The sequence below is a fragment of the Anaerocolumna sp. AGMB13020 genome (assembly GCF_033100115.1).
Taxonomy (GTDB): Bacteria; Bacillota; Clostridia; order Lachnospirales; family Lachnospiraceae; genus Anaerocolumna.
In genome coordinates this window covers 3,307,204-3,326,476 of record NZ_CP136910.1, presented here as the reverse complement: position 1 = coordinate 3,326,476, position 19,273 = coordinate 3,307,204, and the positions used below count along the sequence as shown (strand labels likewise).

15 protein-coding genes are annotated in these 19,273 nt (G+C 36.8%); all 15 read right to left on the bottom strand.

What is annotated here, in order from left to right:
- Window position 1 precedes the first annotated feature (1 nt).
- The 15 genes from R2R35_RS13535 to R2R35_RS13465 all read right to left on the bottom strand — a co-directional run bounded on the left by R2R35_RS13535 (window position 2) and on the right by R2R35_RS13465 (window position 19,033).
- Window positions 2-1,474 carry a class I adenylate-forming enzyme family protein gene (locus R2R35_RS13535; protein WP_317730352.1) on the bottom strand — a complete coding sequence of 491 codons (1,473 nt, stop codon included), beginning with the start codon at window positions 1,472-1,474 and terminating at the stop codon, window positions 2-4.
- Window positions 1,475-1,505: 31 nt separating this feature from the next.
- The gene (locus tag R2R35_RS13530; protein ID WP_317730351.1) at window positions 1,506-3,851 is read right to left on the bottom strand and encodes a DUF362 domain-containing protein; all 2,346 of its coding nucleotides are present in this window, start codon (window positions 3,849-3,851) and stop codon (window positions 1,506-1,508) included.
- Entirely contained in the window at window positions 3,841-5,094 is a 1,254-nt protein-coding gene (locus tag R2R35_RS13525; protein WP_317730350.1) for a KamA family radical SAM protein, read from the bottom strand. The genes R2R35_RS13530 and R2R35_RS13525 overlap by 11 nt, the downstream gene beginning before the upstream one ends.
- A 196-nt stretch (window positions 5,095-5,290) precedes the next feature.
- Window positions 5,291-6,028, bottom strand: a complete 738-nt coding sequence (locus R2R35_RS13520) for an aminotransferase class IV (RefSeq protein WP_317730348.1) — start codon at window positions 6,026-6,028, stop codon at window positions 5,291-5,293.
- Window positions 6,015-7,433 carry an aminodeoxychorismate synthase component I gene (gene pabB, locus R2R35_RS13515; protein WP_317730347.1) on the bottom strand — a complete coding sequence of 473 codons (1,419 nt, stop codon included), beginning with the start codon at window positions 7,431-7,433 and terminating at the stop codon, window positions 6,015-6,017. The genes R2R35_RS13520 and pabB overlap by 14 nt, the downstream gene beginning before the upstream one ends.
- A gap of 11 nt (window positions 7,434-7,444) precedes the next feature.
- Window positions 7,445-8,029: an anthranilate synthase component II gene (locus tag R2R35_RS13510; RefSeq protein ID WP_317730345.1), complete on the bottom strand. Its 585-nt coding sequence runs from the start codon at window positions 8,027-8,029 to the stop codon at window positions 7,445-7,447.
- Window positions 8,030-8,479: 450 nt separating this feature from the next.
- Window positions 8,480-8,659 (bottom strand): helix-turn-helix domain-containing protein, encoded by a 180-nt coding sequence (locus R2R35_RS13505; RefSeq protein ID WP_317730343.1) that lies wholly within the window; start codon window positions 8,657-8,659, stop codon window positions 8,480-8,482.
- A gap of 285 nt (window positions 8,660-8,944) precedes the next feature.
- On the bottom strand, window positions 8,945-9,424 hold the full coding sequence (locus R2R35_RS13500) for a pyridoxamine 5'-phosphate oxidase family protein (RefSeq protein ID WP_317730341.1): 480 nt from the start codon (window positions 9,422-9,424) through the stop codon (window positions 8,945-8,947).
- A 16-nt stretch (window positions 9,425-9,440) separates the two neighbouring features.
- A complete protein-coding gene (locus R2R35_RS13495) occupies window positions 9,441-9,812 on the bottom strand; it encodes a MarR family transcriptional regulator (protein ID WP_317730339.1) in 372 nt (123 codons plus the stop codon).
- A 717-nt stretch (window positions 9,813-10,529) separates the two neighbouring features.
- Entirely contained in the window at window positions 10,530-10,748 is a 219-nt protein-coding gene (locus R2R35_RS13490; protein ID WP_317730338.1) for a YdbC family protein, read from the bottom strand.
- 1 nt (window position 10,749) lies between these two features.
- Window positions 10,750-13,971 carry a type I restriction endonuclease subunit R gene (locus tag R2R35_RS13485; RefSeq protein ID WP_317730337.1) on the bottom strand — a complete coding sequence of 1,074 codons (3,222 nt, stop codon included), beginning with the start codon at window positions 13,969-13,971 and terminating at the stop codon, window positions 10,750-10,752.
- A 13-nt stretch (window positions 13,972-13,984) separates the two neighbouring features.
- Window positions 13,985-14,797, bottom strand: coding sequence for an abortive infection family protein (locus R2R35_RS13480; RefSeq protein WP_317730336.1), 813 nt, complete (start codon window positions 14,795-14,797; stop codon window positions 13,985-13,987).
- 39 nt (window positions 14,798-14,836) lie between these two features.
- Window positions 14,837-15,961, bottom strand: coding sequence for a restriction endonuclease subunit S (locus tag R2R35_RS13475; RefSeq protein ID WP_317730335.1), 1,125 nt, complete (start codon window positions 15,959-15,961; stop codon window positions 14,837-14,839).
- Entirely contained in the window at window positions 15,951-17,453 is a 1,503-nt protein-coding gene (locus tag R2R35_RS13470; RefSeq protein ID WP_317730334.1) for a type I restriction-modification system subunit M, read from the bottom strand. Before R2R35_RS13470 ends, R2R35_RS13475 begins: the two co-directional genes overlap by 11 nt.
- Entirely contained in the window at window positions 17,453-19,033 is a 1,581-nt protein-coding gene (locus tag R2R35_RS13465) for a restriction endonuclease subunit S (RefSeq protein WP_317730333.1), read from the bottom strand. The genes R2R35_RS13470 and R2R35_RS13465 overlap by 1 nt, the downstream gene beginning before the upstream one ends.
- Window positions 19,034-19,273: the final 240 nt, after the last annotated feature.

Genomic DNA, 19,273 nt, shown 5'->3' with positions numbered 1-19,273 from the left:
TTCAGAACTCCTTCACTAAATATTTTTTTAATACTTTTCCGGTCTGGCTCCTTGGCAATTCGTTCATAAATACAACTGCTTTCGGCACCTTGTAATCTGCCATCTGGGTTTTGCAGAATTTTTTAACAAAGGCTTCCTCTATGTCCTCTTCCGCAACCACATAAGCTTTTATAATGCTGCCTCTATTGATATCATCTATGCAGACGACTACGGCTTCTTTTACCCCGGAAATTGATTTTATTACGTTTTCAACTTCTACCGGATCCACCTTATTACCTGCGACATTCATAATAGAACTTAGCCTTCCGACGATGTAAACTTCCCCTTCCTGGCCTAATCTCCCTAAATCACCGGTTCTAAAGTAACCGTCGATAAATTTCTGCCGGTTTAATTCCTGGGGGTAAAGGTATGTCCTGACATTGGCTTTACTAAGTATGCATATTTCTCCGCTTTCCTCATTTGTGTTAATTTCTTTCCCCTCTTCATCCATTAATTTTATAGTTCGGTTTACAACAGGTCTGCCCACCGATTTCGGCAGCCGGTCCGTTTCCAGATTCAGACACATTACTCCAGTTTCCGTGGAACCATAATCTTGAATAATCCTTACTCCGGTAAACTGCCGAAAGGTTTCTGAAACACTGTCATCCATAGGTGCTCCTGCCGAAAAACACATAGTAATGCTTGAGAAGTCCATCTTTGTCAATTTCAACCGTTTATTGAGTAGATAGTACATGTAGGGTACGGCAAATAATACATTTACCTTATTGGTATCTATGATATTAAGTATCTTTTCCGGAAGAAATTCCTCTTCCAGTATTAATTTATGTCCGTAATATAAGGGAAGTAATGCACCGGCTATTAAGCCAAAGGAATGACAGATAGGTGGAATAGTAAGAAAAGTTTGTTCATCCTTCAAATTAATGGTAACAAAAGTATCGATTATTTCTGATTCTACCGCTTCAAGGGTACGGATTACCGCTTTGGGTTCACCTTCGGAACCGCTGGTAAAATGGCAAATAAAATCTCCTTTTTCAAAGGCAGTAAACTTCTCTTCTTCCTGCCGGTTTAATTCCCGGGGATGTTTCAGAGCAACGGAGTTATCCGCTCCCGAAAAAGGGTACAGCGTTTGATTTAAACCATTCCAGCCGGTAACGATCCTTCTGTCGGCTATGGTAAGTTTAAGACCGATTCTATTTATATGATAATTCACTTCATTTTCTTTCATTTTAGATCCAAATAAAATAACCGGATGTCCTGTTTTTGCCATTGCAAGCATCCAAGTTACCGCATCCACCGAATTGGGAAATAATAATCCGACGGGCTCTCCGTTTTCCGCAACAAAATCCGATAACATTTCGGCTCTGCTTAAGATTTCATCATATAGTTCTTTATAGGTGACAGACCTCACCTGGTCCATAACCGCTGTAAAATTCGGTTTGATCCCAGCCTGTCTCAAAATGGTTTCTACTAACATATAACCCCTCCGTTACTATGTATTTCGACTGCTAAATCCATTTTAATCTTTTAAAGGAAGCAAAGGCGGTATCTAAGGCGGCCTCATCACTTTTGCCAAAGCACAGCACTCCCCCGCTTAGTTCTTTGTACTCTTCTCCCTGCTCTCTGCTGCCTACTGTTTTATCTATGATATTTACCAAAAAAACGCCGGGAACCTTTCTGACTTCATCCATTCCCTCCAATTTCATATGAATATCCTTTGGTTTATCCAGCAGGCTGTCAGCAAATAAATAAGCTGCTGGCCGGCATTCTTTCTTTGAAACGGCACGTATCGGTTTATCCAGTGCCAAATCTAATAAAATACTGTCCATATCTATTCCCGTTACAAAATAAATAAATTCGAAAATACCTCCTCCCATTAATCTGCCTGCCACCTCGATAATAGACCAGCCCTTTTCACCATCTATTAACTGGAAACTGACTACAGCCCTTTTTATCTTAAGTTCCTTAACAGAGCTCCTGCACAAATGTTCCAGCTCCTTCATTTTTGAATCAGGAAGGCTAACCGTCTGAAATCCGATTGCCTTACCGAAATCTTGTCCATTTTCATGCCGGATACGTCTATTTATAAAAAGATATATGATTTCATAATCACATACTACACAGGTTACATCATACTCTTCCCCTTTTGCATACTCTTCCAGTACCGCTTCTTTGCTTTCAGAAAAAGATAAAACCTGTTCAAAAATATCTTCGCTTATTTTATCCTCCTGCAATAAAAAGACGCCTCGCGTATTGGAGCTGTCCACTGGTTTTAACACATAAGGCGGCTTTAATTTATCCATGCCTTCAACCAATTCCCGGTAATTATGCAAAAATTCGTGAGCGGGAGTTTTTATATTATATTCAGCCAAAACTGTTTTCAGCATTTTTTTATTGGTAAGTATTTTGGCCTGTTCAACATTATATCCCGGTAAACCATAGTATTCACAAGCTTGGGCGCATCGGAGTACACTCCTCTCACTATGGACATTTACAACTCCGGCAATATCATCTGCTTCCCACCTGCTGTAATCCATATTCTTATATACGGCGTCACATATGGAAAAATCCGTCCTCGGTTCTTTATCATGTATCAATGCAATTTTATATCCTCTTGCTTTAATTTTTCGGAACATATGCTGTGAATCCGGATTTCCGAACATTAAAATCCATTTTTCTTTGGGAGTACCTGCCTTTATCTTATCTGCCTTTTTCTTATCTTTCTCTTTCTTAGACAGTTCCGCCAAAAAGGAGTACCTTGAAAATTCTATAGCTCCAAAGGGGCATATTTCATGGCAGACCAGGCACGATTTGCATTTTTCATTCGTGATAGCGAGGGTATCCTCCGTCATATAAATTGCATGGCTGGGACAATTTTGTTCACATAACCCACATTTTCTGCACTTATCTTCATTCACTTCTACAGAATAACGGGATAAGTGGAACAGCTTCTGAGATATCCGGTCTGTATGCTCATTAATTAACGGGAGCTTAAAATCCCTGATAATGTAATTCTCAATCTCACCTCCGACAATCTCTATCTCTGCTAAGTCGGTTTGCCCAATTCCAAGCTTGTGGGCATAAAAGTTGGTGGGAATGTTATGCGGTTCCGTATTCATTATCGCCGCTGCCACAGAATCCAGAGCAACCCCATCCTCACTAGCCATAATTAATCCGATTTTTCTTGGTTCTCCTTTGGCTCCGGGACCCTCTCCCTGAATACCGACCACGGCATCCATTATGTGAAATTTGCAATGAACCATCCGGTATAATTCAAGAAGCAGTTGGGAAAATTTATTTTTTTCCTCTAATTCACGGTGGAGCCTTTTTTTTGAGTATTCCGGCAGCACTCCGTATAAGTTCTTAACTCCTCCGGTAAACAGCATGAAACCATGGGTTTTAAATTTTGGAACATTAATAATCTGGTTGTCAAATATAGCAGAAGAAACAGGAAAAGATACCAGCTCATCCTCTATATTCAAATCACGCATAACCAATCGTTCTTCTAAATCGCTGCGCTCAAGCTTTAACTCCCTTAATACCTCATTAATCCCGGTAACTTCCCATAACTTTTCCCGCCGCTCACTGTCACTTTTCCCCACCGGGGTATCTGCTACTATAATTTTATCAGCCCGCTCTTTTAACAATAAACCTAATTGCCGTATTATTTGGGGATGGGTCGTTAAATTGTTGTTATAATGTGTAGGAAGGCAAAGATTAGGCTTTAAGATAATATTTCTTTGATCAAGCAGTTTATCATATCCGCCTAAAAGCTCTATTGCTTTCGCTACACTTTCCCTTACATTTTCTTCCGAATAATCGTGACAGGCAACGATTGCAACCTTAGTCTTCATACAAGCTCTCCTCTAATACATAATTATGCAGATTATTAATATCCAGACGCACGGTTTTATCCTCCCAGGTTTTTAAGGAAATTGTATTGTTATCATAATCTAATATGTAATTAGGCAGCAAAGGAACCTTTCCCCAGCCTCCGTTGCAGTTAATAACGTAGGTTGGTATACCCAGGCCGGAGAGTCTTCCCCGGAGCAGTTCCATAATCTTTAGGCCTTCCTCTATGCTGCACTGAAAGTGCATGGTACTTTTTACCGTTTTAGGATGAAACATGTAATAAGGTCTTACTTTAACCTTAAGCAATTCCCGGTTAAGAACCAATGCAGTATACGGGTCATTGTTTACACCATTTAACATTACCATTTGATTAGAGACTGGTATTCCGGCTTCAATCAGCCTTTCTATTGCCTTAGCGGATTCATAATTGATTTCCAGCGGATGATTAACATGTATGTTAATATATAGGGGTGAATATTTTTTTAGCATTTCGCATAAATCCGAAGTAACTCTCATGGGCACATAGATTGGCATACGGGTTCCTATCCGTATTATTTCTACATGTTCTATACTTCGGACAGCTTCCAATATCTGCTGCAGCCTCTTATCACTTAATGTTAAAGGGTCTCCTCCGGTTATGAGTACATCACGTATTTCCGCATTATCCCTGATATACTGTATGGATTCTTCGAAAGCATCTGTGGTAATTTCTGTTGCTTTTTTCTTAATATTTCTTTTTCTTTGACAAAATCTACAATAGCTGCCGCATTCACTTGTAACATTAAGTATCAGACGATCGGGATACCTTCTTGTTATACCTCCCGCCGGACATAACTCGGCTTCATTCATGGGATCTAAGACCCCTTCCGAATCCAAAAGTTCCGAAATATCCGGTATACACATGGAAGCCAATGGATTTTCAACGTTAACATTACCAATTAAACTGAGATAAAAAGGAGATACTGACCAGGGATATGTTTTGTCAACATTGTTGATCTCGTTTAATTTATCTGGGTCAAGGTTAAAAATACCGGCAAGAATCTTAGTATCAGAGACACGATTTTTCATCTGCCATCTCCAATCCGACCATTCTTCCTCCCCAATATTAAAGTAATGCATTATCCTCTTTTTATTATCTTTTATCTCATTCACATTTTTTTCACCTGTAGGAATGTGCGCTATTACTTCACTAATTATATCTGCCTGTTCCTTTAATTCCTTCATTCGGATTTCAGTTATATTCATCTTTTCATCGCCTCTTAATTACCTTTTATTATTTCCCCTGTATACCATTTTTCTATTTCTCTGTCATACTTTGCTATTTTATGCCATGTATTGCCATTTATTTTTATTGTATTACTATTTTTTTTAGCTGTCAACTCGCATTTCTAACAAATTTTTAAACCATTTAACATATTATTACAAAGACTTATATTTCTATTTATACTATATATCTTTTATATTCTTCCAAAAGTGCCTCCCCCTTTAATCGGGAAGAAAATACTTTACCACCAAACCGTTTCACCGGCATTATACCAAGCAAAGAATTCGTCAAAAACATTTCATCAGATTCTTCTACCTTTTCTAACAGTATAATATCCTCCGACACCTGATAATTCTCCAGAATGTAACTACGCATTATACCATTTAGAAGACCGCACTCTAATTTCGGGGTGAGTATATGTCCATCCTTAACAAGAAAGACATTGGTAGTTGCCCCTTCCGTTAATTGCCCTTTTGTATTTATAAAAACAGGTTCATCCACTCCTCTTTTTTTTGCCTCCCGCTTTTCAAGGATATTATCAGCATAACTCAGGGTCTTGAAATAAGTCAGGGGAGAGGTCTCGTTTCTTAAAACCCGGCTTAGTTCAACTGTAAACCCTCTATTGTAATCCTCTGCTGTATAGTTATTGTCCCTGACTGAAAATATAAGGTTTTGGTCTGACACTGTAATTTTAAGACACCCATGTTTTTGAGGATTTTTTCGTAAATAGTCCATCACCTGAGTTTTATTTACCATTTTCTCATAATCTGCATTTTGAATTCCCAAACCTTTGACTGCATTGGATAAGCGCAGCAAATGTCTTTCTAAGAATATTGGCATCCCTTCTTCGATTGCAATGGTTTCAAATACCCCAATTCCATAGAAATAGCCTGCATCCAAATTAATTTGTTCCATACTCATCATCCTTTTCCTGTACTACTGCTGCCGCCTCAAAGATTGCCTTGGCTTTTTGCAGAATTTCTTCATATTCAAATTCCGTATCCGATTCATAAGTGATACCTCCTCCTACCCCAAGATGATATTCTCCGTTCTGATAAACCGCTGTACGGATTACTATGTTAAAATCACAATTTCCATCCAGACTGCAATATCCGATAGTACCGGTATATAACCCTCTACGGTCACCTTCCAGTTGATCTATAATTTCCATCGCCCTGATTTTAGGGGCACCAGTTATGGAACCTCCCGGAAAGCTGGCCCTTAGTAACTCCATGACCGTAACATCCTCCCGCAGCTTACCTCGAACTGTTGATACCAAATGGTATAAAGTAGCGTAAGTTTCCAATGCAAAATTATCAACAACTTGTACACTTCCCGGTTCACATACTCTGTTCAGGTCATTCCGTTCCAAGTCCACAATCATAAGAAGTTCACTTTTGTCCTTTTCCGAGTTTCTTAGTTCTTCTTTTAGAATGTTATCTTCCTCTTCTGTTATCCCTCTCTTACGGGTTCCTTTTATGGGACGGGTTTCTGCCACTCCCTCTTTCACTCTTATAAAACGTTCCGGTGAGGCACTTACAATTTGAAAGGTATCATAATTAAAAAAGCCGCCAAAAGGAGATGGATTATGTACTCTTAAGTATTTAAATACCTCATAGGGGTGTTTGGGACTAAGTATCCTCAATTGCTGCGTCATATTGCATACATAGATATCCCCTTCTACAATGTACCGGATAACATCTTCAACAGCCTGAATATATTCTTCCTTACCATATCTGGCTATATAAGTACCTGTCGGGTTATGTTCTTTTTTTTCATACTTTTCTGCTTTGGGAGATTCCCTTCGCGAAAATGTCAGTTTCTCTTCCAGCAGCATTTCCAGATGGTATAAACTTAGTCCGCTGGCCTCAGTTTCGCCTTTTGCAGACAGATAAATTCTTTTATCATTGATATCTTCAATGATATAATGTTCATAAAAGCAAAATAAAGCATCCGGTATATCTACCTGAGTTGCAGTATGCCTGGATGGTATCTTTTCAAATTTTCTCCCGTAGTCATAAGTTAAATAGCCAATTCCTCCGGAGATTAACGGAAGTTTCGTTTCATTTACTTCCGCATGCTCTTTCAAATAACTTTCCATATACTGTTCAAATGTCTCTTCTTTGCTTTCTCCATTGACGTATAAGACTTGATTCATTTCCTTTAGAACCAAATAAGGATGCAGACCAATAATAGAGTAACCACCCAATTCATTATGTAAGGAAGAATCTAAAAAAACTGCCATTGGCTCCTCTGAAAATTTTTCATATATAACATCACTGGGAACATAATAATCCATTTGTTTCACTGCCGTATGCATTTTTCTTTTCCTCATTTCTCACATATTTTCAGAAAATTCTCTAATAAAGCATGTCCGTATTGGGTAAGAAGAGCTTCCGGATGAAATTGCACCCCATATATCGGATATGATTTATGACTGATAGCCATTATTGCTCCATCTTCTGATTTCGCATCAATTTGCAGGCAGCTCGGCAATTTTTCTTCCTTTACAACCAGGGAATGGTATCTGGTAACTTTAAAAGATGACGGTAATTCTTTAAATATGCCCTTTCCGCTATTATAGATTAGATTTACTTTTCCGTGCATTGGACGGTTTCCCTTTTCTACTATGGCTCCAAATTGATATCCTATAATCTGATGACCTAAACAGACTCCTAAAATCGGTACCTTTTTATGAAAATGTACTATAATATCTCCTGCTATTCCGCTTTCTTTCGGACTTTTCGGGCCGGGAGATATAATAATGCCTTGAATATTTTCTTCTTTCATTATGGCCTCAAGCATACTTATAGTAACTTCATCATTTCTTTTTATCATAATTGTTCTTCCCAGTTCACGTATATATGCCGCCAGATTGTAAACAAAGGAATCATAATTATCAATTAGCAAATACATGTTTAATAACCCCCTCCGTTATTTGTGATATATTATTTCTAATTTAATCGGTAGTGTACATTATTCTGTGAAAAATGATACCTTGCACTATTGCGCATTTGCGTATTCTTATCACATACACTTGATTTCGGTTCATTATTCTGATGATGAAATGGTTGAGAAGCTCAGATGCTATGTTTACGAGAAAATTAGTAGTTCTTTATCAGGATTGCACCAAAGACATATGCAGTAAAATCGCAAAGAATAATGAATTGGTTTAAACTTAGTTTAGTTACAATATTATAATGCAACATTATACTCCTATATTTGGTAAAAATAAACATTTATTTTTTCTAATCGATATATTGTTACAGTTCAGCCTTCGGGTGAACTGATGACTCCTTAAACAGCTAAAAATTAGCTGGTGTACCCATAAAAAGTATATATAGACTGCTTCTGGCAGTAATAACCCTACATACAGTCATTGCTGTGAGCGTTATATCCTTCCTCTCCAATGCAATGTTTCCTGATTTCTTTTGCAATTGTAGAATTGTCTTTACCCACTTTATCAGCTGACTTTATCATTGTATAACCATGGTACAAATCATCTTCGATGTCATATCGTTTCGGTAATTCAGGCCAATTTTTCAAAAAGAAAAACCCTCGACATGTTTACACAAACATATATCGAGGGAAAATTAAGTCAAAATATTTACTTTGATATTATTACATCTTTCAAATCCAGCATTTCAATACTTACAGAGTCTCACACTTTTAACCTTAAGACAATTGTCTCCCTATGCCTTGAGTAGATGAAAAGATGCCGTCAAAACCTCGTAATGCCTTGGCGTTAATAGCTTATAGTACTCCCTAATATAGTTTTTATGATACTGTATTTGTTTATGGCTGCTTCATAAAGCTAAGATCCCGATGTACTTATAGAGTCTCTACCACTTTCCATCCGTTTGAATAGGCGTAATTTACCTCTTCCATATCCTCCTTGATATCAAACAGACACTTTTGCGGACCTCCGAAATAATTCCCCTTATTCGAAGTGAAGCATAACATGCAATAATCCTGATCGGTAGGACCGAGGGGATAATATTTTTCGTCGCCCTCTACCCAAAAAGCTTGTTTTGTTTCAATATCTGTACAAACCTGTATATGACCAGTCAGCATTAATCCTGTAATATTTTGCGAATCCATAAAGTAAACGCAGGCGTTGGGATTCTTAACCCACTGTTGCGTATGAATGGCTGATACATTGGATGAGAACCATATTACTCGAAGATCTTCATTTTTCCGCTTGAACATGGTTTTCGCATTTGGAAATCCGTTTTCATCTATGGAACAGACAATCGCATCTCGGCTGTTCTCCACTAGTTTGACTATATCCTCTTTGGTTTGATTGTTCATGTACATAACCCTCCTGTTAATTTTCAAGATTGACAATAATTCTGTGTAACATGTCCTCAAAATAAGTAACTTCTTTTTCACTGAAACCCTGATAAAATAAATCATTCATCTTCTCGGATACACGATCATAGGCATCGCGATAGCTTATTGCTTTTTTCGTAATAGAAACAATAATTTGTCTGCGGTTCTGCTTATCTGGAGTTCTCTCTATTAATCCGCTTTCTTCCATCCTATCAAGCATACTCGTAAGAGATGTCTTTGCTAGCGAAGTCAAGTGGCTGATTTCAGTGATTGTAAGTCTTTTGTGCTCCCACAAAACATACAGAATTCTTCCCTGTGCGCCGTTAAATGCATCTACACCACTTTCCTTGAGCAGTTTGTCAAACACACGGCCTTGTAATTGCCGGGTCTGAGTAATAAGAAAACCACCATGAGTTTTTATGATTTTCACCTCCCTATATAGTATAGTACTATATGGTACTATATGTCAAGATTTGTATCACATTTCTTTACAAGATTCTCCAGAATAAAAAAAGTCCCCCACTGTCTTTGGTACTATGTTAAGAAAAAGTTCAAGTAAAAACTGGTAACATCCACAAGGACTATGGATTCTTACTGTGTTGTGAAATATTTCTATATGTTCATATACTAAACGGTAAGCATGTTTATCATCTACTATTTTTAAAACTTCTTATCTATCCCTTTTAAAAATGCATGGAAGGAACTCAAGGCTGGTATTATCCCATTGATATGCCTTCTTTGAACAACTAGTCAGAGGAGCGTCTTCCTGAGCGATTCCTCCCTTCTATCACTAAATAACAAAAATCAATGCTACTTAATAACAAATTTATGAAAATATCAATCCTCTTAAGAACATCTTGAAAAAAATATATTCTTCAACAGCAGCATATTCATTATCCTTTTCATAAAGATGAATTGCCTCTAGGATTTTCCCCGTATCTCCCAATATATCTGCTATCCCAATCGACTTTTTAAATTCACTTCTGAATTTCCTTTGAATTTATTACCTTAAATTTCGCCATACACCCTCCTCAATTACGCAAAAGCCAACGCTAAAGAACTGACCTCTAGTGTTGGCTTTCATTTAAATAATTGTATTTAGAATCTCCTTTAACTTCAAAACTTCCTCTCTCGTAAAATTTGTACCTTTTCCCATCTTTTCATGCTCTGGAGCCCAGTCACGAATATCGTACTTAGGCGCTCCATCATTCCAGCTAATCAGATTGAGTTCTTTTCTCCATCCTTTTGCATTTTCAGATAGTACGCTGATTTCTTCTACAATTTCATACTTTATGCCTGCCATACTATTTAACCTCATTCTCACACATCAATTTCGTTTGTTCCATTACGATTTCCACTGCTTTTTCCTGCTTATCAGGTGGATATCCGTATTTCTTAAGCAGTCGTTTTACGACCATCTTCATCTTTGCCTGCACGCTGTCACGAATTGCCCAGTCTACTGTAACGCTACCTTTAATTGCTTCTGTTAAATCTTTTGCAATCTGCTTTAAAATATCTTCACCCATGATTTCTTTTGCAGATTCATTGTCCGCTAAAGCATCATAAAATGCCAATTCATCCTCGGTAAGTCCTGTGGCTTTTCCTCTTTTTTCGGCTTCTGTTATCTGTTTTGCCAGTTCTATCAGTTCCATAATAATCTGTGTTGTTTCAATTGCACGGTTCTGATATTTACGAATAGACTGTTCCAGCAGTTCAGAAAACTTCTTGGATTGCACAAGATTTCTCTTGGAAAAGGTCTTAATCGTGCCTTTCAGTAAGCGCTCCAATAACTCTACCGCAAGATTCTTCTGCTTCATTCCCTTAACTTCTTCTAAGAATTCATCAGAAAGAATTGCGATGTTAGGCTTGTTCAAGCCTACTTCACTTAAAATATCAATAACTTCGTTTGAAGAAATCGACTTAGATACTAGCTGATTCAATTCACTGTCAAGCTGTGATGCTGTTTTCTTTTTCTTTGTATCTTCAATCATTTTAACCAGAGAAGCCTTAACTGCCTTATGGAAACTTACTTCATTATTGATAGTTTGCGCAGAGTCCGTTGTAGCACATAGCGAAAACGCTCTGGACAACTCTGTCACATATTTTATGTATTCCTTTTTGCCATCTTCACGTAATCCAATGACAAAGTCCATAGTCTCGATAATTGCCTGCATTTTTTCTTTGGATGTACCAGTAAAGAATTTTGAGTAGTCATGCTCATGAAGCATTTCTTTAATAAGTTCCAGTCTTTCTATCATAACTGCTGCTGCCATTTCTGTATCAACACCAGTCGTCTTTCTGTCACTTTCTGTGTACTGAGCCAACGCTGTTTTCAAATTCTCTGCAATACCGATATAATCAACTACAAGACCACCTTGCTTTTCTTTAAATACACGGTTAACACGAGCGATTGCCTGCATAAGGTTATGTCCCTGCATTGGTTTATCAATATACATCGTATGCATGCTTGGCACGTCAAAACCTGTGAGCCACATATCCCTTACAATGACAAGTTGCAATTCATCTTTAACGTCTTTCATTCGTTTTGCCAGTGTTTCTCTGGAAGATTTTGTTCCAATAAACTTCTGCCACTCCGCCGGATCTGAAGATGAACCTGTCATAACAACCTTTATTTTTCCAGACATCAAATCATCACTGTGCCAATCTGGACGTAATGCTATAATCTCATTGTATAAGTCGATAGCAATTCTTCGACTCATACATACAACCATCGCCTTGCCACCAGCAACCTCCTGCGCTTCCTGTCGTTTCTCAAAATGTTCTACAATATCTTTTGCGATCAACTGAACACGTTCTTTTGCGCCTACGATTGCTTCCAGACGTGACCACTTACTCTTTAACTTTTCGCGCTGGGTTTCTTCCTGATATTCGGTGATATCTTCATATTCTGTATCAATTGTAGGTTTTAATTCATCTGGCAGTTCCAGCTTCGCTATGCGACTTTCATAGAAGATTTTTACTGTTGTACCATCTTCAACGGCACGAGTCATATCATAGATATCAATGTAATCGCCGAATACAGCTGTTGTATTTTTATCTGTTAATGCAATCGGTGTACCTGTAAAACCAATAAAAGAAGCATTTGGCAATGCATCACGCATGTGCTTTGCATAACCATATTTTACGTCTGCGCCCGATTCGTCTTCGACTACATCTGCTCCAAAGCCATACTGGCTTCGATGTGCTTCATCTGCCATTACAATAACATTATGACGCTCTGTCAAAACAATAGGTTCTGCACAGTATTCATCTGATGATTCCGCTGCAATATAATAATCCGAAGGTTCTGATACAGAAAATCCACCATCTGTTAGTATACTTTCTTTTCTGGTTGACTTTCTCTCTGGTGCAAATTTCTGTATAGTAGTAAAAATAATTCCACCACTGGTACGATTATTCAGCAATTCTCTTAAATTTGTTCTATCCGTAGCATGTACTGGTTCTCCACGCAGTAAATCCTTACATTTTGCAAATGTAGCAAATAGCTGATCATCTAAATCATTTCTATCTGTGATAACAACAATGGTTGGATTTTCAAGTTCTTCACTGATAACCAGTTTACCTGCATAAAACGCCATGGAAAGACTTTTTCCACTTCCCTGTGTATGCCAAACAACACCAATTCGTCTGTCTCCTTTTTGTGAAGTGGCTCTTATTGTGCTTTCTACCGCTTTGTTTACTGCATGGAACTGATGATATCCTGCTAAAATCTTATACGTGTCTTTTCCATCTGACTGGAATAATACGAATTGTTTGATAATATCAAGGAGCCGTTCTCTTTCGAACATACCTTTAATTAGGACTTCCAACTGCGGAATGGATAAAGGAGCAACATTGTTTCCATCTATAGTTCTCCAAGCCATAAATCGCTCTTCATTGGATGTAATAGTACCTGCTCTTGCATTAATTCCATCTGAAATTACCATGAAGGAATTATATGTAAAAAGTGATGGAATGGTCATCTTATAGGTCTGTAACTGATTATATGCATCCGAAATATCAACATCCTCATTGATTGCGCTTTTTAATTCAATTACTACTAATGGAATTCCATTTACAAATACAACAACGTCTGGTCTTTTCTCAATTCTATTCTCAATAATGGTATACTGATTTACTGCTAAAAAATCGTTTCTGTCCCAGTGGACAAAATCAAATACTTTTGCCAATACATGCCTTATTGTGCCATCTTTCTGACGATAAGATACTTCTATTCCATCTGTTATCATCTTCTGGAATGTCTTGTTATTCATCACGAGTGATGGACTTTGGGGAACTGCTATCTTTCGATATGCTTCCTCAATAGCCTCTTCTGGTAACTCTGGATTAAATTCTGCTAATGCCTGCCTGATTCGTTCTGCTAAAATAACTTCACTATAATCATCACGTTCCGGATAATCTCCTTCTGGTGAGATTTCCGGTCCAAAAGCAATATCATATCCAAGTTCCTGGAACCATTCCAGTGTTGCTTCTTCAAGTTGTGATTCACAGAATTTGTTTTTCACACAAATCCCTCCCTTACAATTTTTCTAACATATATTCCGCTATTGCCCCCATTATAGATATCGCAACTTTTCCTTCTTCTTTGGTGACGGTAGATACAAATGGATGTCCATGACCTGTACCTTGTTTATTTCTGAGTCGGTTTATTGAACATGCAGTTTCAAACATTGATCTCTCCAAATCCTTTTGAATTGGTTCTCCAAGATTCTTTTTCTCTTGAGTTGTTGATAATCCTAAAGCTACAAATGCTTGTCCTAACACCGTTGGGAAATTATCTCTTATAGAATAACCTCCGAACTTTTCAGTTAATACGTATGCAGATACTGCTTCTAATAAATCTTTGCTTGTACCCGCTAACAATGCAGCATCTTCTGCCCCTCTTCTTGCTCGATTTACATAGGCTAACAACGCCTTTTTTTGCTCTATTGAAGGTAAATCTTCAATTACAATTGGAAGTAATACGCCATCACTGCCCATAGCAACTCCTTCAACACGAAATGCTTCAACTGCATTAAGTATTGATTGCTCTCCGACATAATTTGGAGAATCATTTCTAAATCCTCCATTACCACGTATCAAGCTAAGAATACACTCAACCAATTTACTTCCTGCATCAATATCATTTTCTAAAGCCCACGTCAGCACAACTCTCATTCGCTTGGCCTTTCCATAATTCTGACCCTTTTTATTAGGATCAACATTTTGAAGTTTGCACCTACTTATTTCTTCGCCCAAATCATAATGACTTGGTTTTCGTGTTTCAGTTTGTGCATCATCAACTAAATTTGCTACAGCAAAAACAATTGAATCTGTTATCGGTATTTTCATAAGTATCTCCTCCATGTATAAAAACGATAATTTATCTACTTAATGGACAATAGCAGAAACATCAAGCTCGCCCGACATTAATTTAGGTAATATTGTATCTCTTAACTGTGTTAGGTTTTTGGTCTCAGCCTGATTAGCCTTTATCATAGAAAATGCTGGAAATGCAACTTCATTAAATTGTCGAAGTTCATCATCCTTTGGAATTATAAATGGCATGCCCTTGATTATCTTTGAGTTTACTGCAGTTGCAATTGAAGATGTACTACCAAGAGATTGGAAATTGAAATTTTTCAAATAGCAGTACAAATACGGATTAATTTCCATATTGGATGATTTGAAATGTGCAATTGCCTCATTGGTAGTCATCACACCATCTGTAATGGCAATTCTGCCCACCGTAAGTTTAAAGCTAACTAATACCGTATTATCGGGAATGATTACGACATTAAACTTGTTCACAGCCTCATGTGTAAGGTATTCGGAGCTGTCTGAAATAAATACTCCACTACTTCCCATATCGGAAATAGAAACCCAACGTATATTTTGGCTATCTGTTGAAAACCATTCCTGTTCTTTACGTGGTGGTGTTTTTCCGATAGATATTTTGAAATATTCATCAGCTTTACAAATTTTGTGCTCCGTTTTTGACTCAACAAAGATGTTCTTGAATAAAGCCATCACTTGTTCCAGTAAATTATCGTTTATTTGATTATTTAATTCTATTTTCATATCAAAATCTTTTAATAATTTAGCTATACTTTTTTGAATTTTAGTATTGAATGTTGCAAATACCTTTATGGGATGAATGTGGTTTCTATTAAGAGTTGGAACTGCACTTCCTCCACCATAAAAAGATAATTTCATGGTTTTTAATAGATAATATAGATAAAAAGGATCATTGCCTTTAAAATCATCTACATATAACGTTGTATTATGTGCCCAACAGTTTTTCTCTACAATATATGGTTTTCCTATATTCCCACTTCTGCCAATTGTTAAACAAGGGCTTTCAGTTGTATATATATCATGATATCCAATTATTCCATTAGAACCAACAACAGGAATTTCTCCTCCATTCATACTTGTTTTTGGCAAATCGTGTCCTCTTTTAAAATTGAGTAATTGCCCTAATTCAACCTCTTTCCATGTCTCATCAAATTTCATACCCTAAAGCCCCCAAATTTTTTATTATTCTATTTTCGAGCTCATGGCTTTTTGAAAAGAGTATCCCAAGTTCATTTGCCAGCTGATCCATTTTATCTTCAAACACTTCGCTATCATCTTCTTGTTCTTCAATTCCTACATATCTTCCTGGTGTAAGAATATAATCTCCAGTACTTCTAACATCTTCCAAACTAACAGATTTACAAAATCCTTGTTCATCTTGATATTCATCTTTTCCATCTCGCCAGTTATGGTAGGTTAAACATATTTTTTGAATTTCCTCATTTTCAAGTATTCGATGTTTTCTGGTTTCCATTGTACCCATTTTTCTTGCGTCAATAAATAAGATTTTATCTTTCCTGTTATCTCTTTTTCTGGATAAGAACCAAAGACAAACAGGAATTGTTACGTTATAAAATAAATTTGAAGGCAATGCAACAATGCAATCTACTAGTTTTCCATACTCGATTATATTCTTTCGTATAGCAACCTCTTGTTTTTGTGTCGTGCTCATAGAACCATTAGCTAAAACGAAGCCTGCCACTCCTCGCGGAGACATCTTACTAATAATATGCTCAATCCAAGCATAATTCGCATTCCCTTCTGGAGGTGTACCGTATTTCCAACGCAAGTCTTCTTTGAGATTCGCTCCACCCCAATCTTTTATATTAAACGGAGGATTGGCTAAGATATAATCAGCTTTCAAACCTTTATGCTGATCATTTCCAAACGTATCTGCGTTTTCCTGTCCAAGATTTCCATCTATACCACGTATGGCTAGATTCATTTTACAAAGCCTCCACGTCTCTGCGATAGATTCTTGCCCATGAATGTGGATATTATCGACTTTGCCTTCGTGAGCTTTCACAAACTTTGCAGACTGTACAAACATACCTCCACTTCCACAACAAGGATCGTAAACGCGCCCTTCATATGGTTCAATCATATCTACTAATAACTGTACAATCGAAGGCGGTGTATAGTATTCTCCTTCTGTAGATCCAAAGTTTCCAAGGAAATACTCATATACTCTTCCAAGGATATCCTGAGCCTTCGCTTCTTTACTTCCAAGATTGAAAGAAAATAAATCCACCAATTCTCCTAACACCTGCTTATTAATTTCCTGTCTTGCATATGTTTTTGGAAGAACACTCTTCAATGTTTTATTTTCTCTTTCAATAGCAATCATAGCATCGTCAATAATCTGACCAATTGTCGGTAATTTTGCACTTTTCTTGATGAATTCCCATCTTGCAGATGGTGGGACAAAGAACACATTCTTCTCTGTATAGGCATCTCGGTCTTCTTCAAAACCATCTCCTTCTTCTTTTAGCTCATTGTATCTTTCATCAAAGCTATCAGAGATATATTTTAGAAAAATAAGTCCTAATACAACATTTCCGTATTCTGTATCTTTTACACCCATTCTTCCTCGCATTTTATCTGCCATATCCCATAACTGGTTTTCAAATCCTAATGTAACGTCAGCCATTATATATTTCCTCCCTGTAATACATTGTATATTTCATTCTTTGTCTGCTCCAACTTTTGAGTCGCTTCCAGAACTGCCTTTTTATATATTTCTATTTCTTGTTTATAAGAATTTACCATTTCTCTTTGTTTTTCCATTGGAAGTATTGGTATTTCCATTTCCATAATATCTGTATGATTAATATTCATTACTGTACTTCCTCTTTGGAAACTTTTTATCATCATAATTCCTACTGGTGTATCAAAGAATATTTTAACATAATCACCTAGTATTTCTTTCCCTGGTCGAATAACAATGATATTGGATGATGCAATCACAATTTGTTCTTGCTGTTCATACACTGCTGATTTAATAGCGGTTCCCCTACAAGATAAAACAACATCCTCTTGAAGAAGTTCATACCTCTTGATTTTTCGTTCGTCTTCACGAATTGTTTCAAGATCATTGTAATTGATTTCACCATTTTCTATATTGCTGATATTTAGTACGGCAATATCACCGATCAGTGCATCTTTCTTCAAGATCGATTTTCCTCGAAATATCTCTGCGACATCTTTCAGTTTTTTCTTTGGAATATCTGAGGTTTTGAATTGCTGCAAACATTCCTTTTCGTCTGATAAGAGAAGTTCTATTCTCCAATCCTCATGGTTTAAAAATTCTGCATATGATATTTCTCGTTTTTCATCATATTGAAAACAATCTTTTTTGATTTCGAAAGAACCAATGAGCAAATTCTTCTTATTTTCCTTGGTTATGGAAAGTAAATATGTTTTGATAGCAGTCCAAGGTCTAAAAAGACCATCTGGAAGAATAAACAAACTCTCTAATGCAAAATTTTCTTCTACATCCTTCCTTAACTTTTCAAATCCCATAGCCGAAAAAAGAAGTTTTGCTGGCGAAATATAATCTAATTTCCCACTATTATTTAAGTAATTCAGTAGATTCTGTAATGCTATACCATCTGAGTCTCTGGTATAAAAAATGTCAGGTACATCATTCATTTTGAACCCAAATGCTGGTAAACAGAATATATAATCATATCTGTCCTCAACCAATAAATCTTTGTATATCGAAAGATGTTTAACCTGCACGTTGTCTTGATTTTCATAAACCATCTGTAGCAGAAGATAAAATTTTTTATTCTGACTTGTTAATGTTACTTTACCACTGCAAGCTTCGACTAAATCATTTAAACCATTCAGATGTTTTTCTGCTTCTGTTATCAACATGTTTTTTGGCTTTATATGAAGAATCCTTTCCTTCATATTATCTGTGAGGCATCTAGGGCTAACAACGCTTCCACCTTTGTCATCTTTATAAACATAAGTAACAAATTCTATAGTATCTGCATCCTGAAACGCATGAAACATATTCTGAAAATCAACCCGGTCTGCATTATACATTCCAAGTTCGTGTTCCGTTACTTCTTTCATTTTAGAAAAAAGTACATCTACACTGGTGTTCTTCTTTACATATTTTTGAGTCATCTTCACGCGTAAAAACTCAATGAGAAGTTCCTCTCTTGACGTGACTCCACGCTGATATAATAGATTGATCCCATCTAAAATTGTATTATTCACTAAGGCACCTCCTATCACAATTGTATCATACTGCAAAACATTTAGTATGTCAATACTAAATGTTTTGCAGCTACCTACTTTACATAATAATTATTGTTATTTTGTTACTGATATTATCTTATTTTTACTCATTCTCTATAATATTGCTTACTATCAGATTTCTTTCGTAATGTCTCTTCAAGCCTACAATAACTCTTCTGTTTCATCAGAAATATACTGATATGTAATTCCAATTGACTT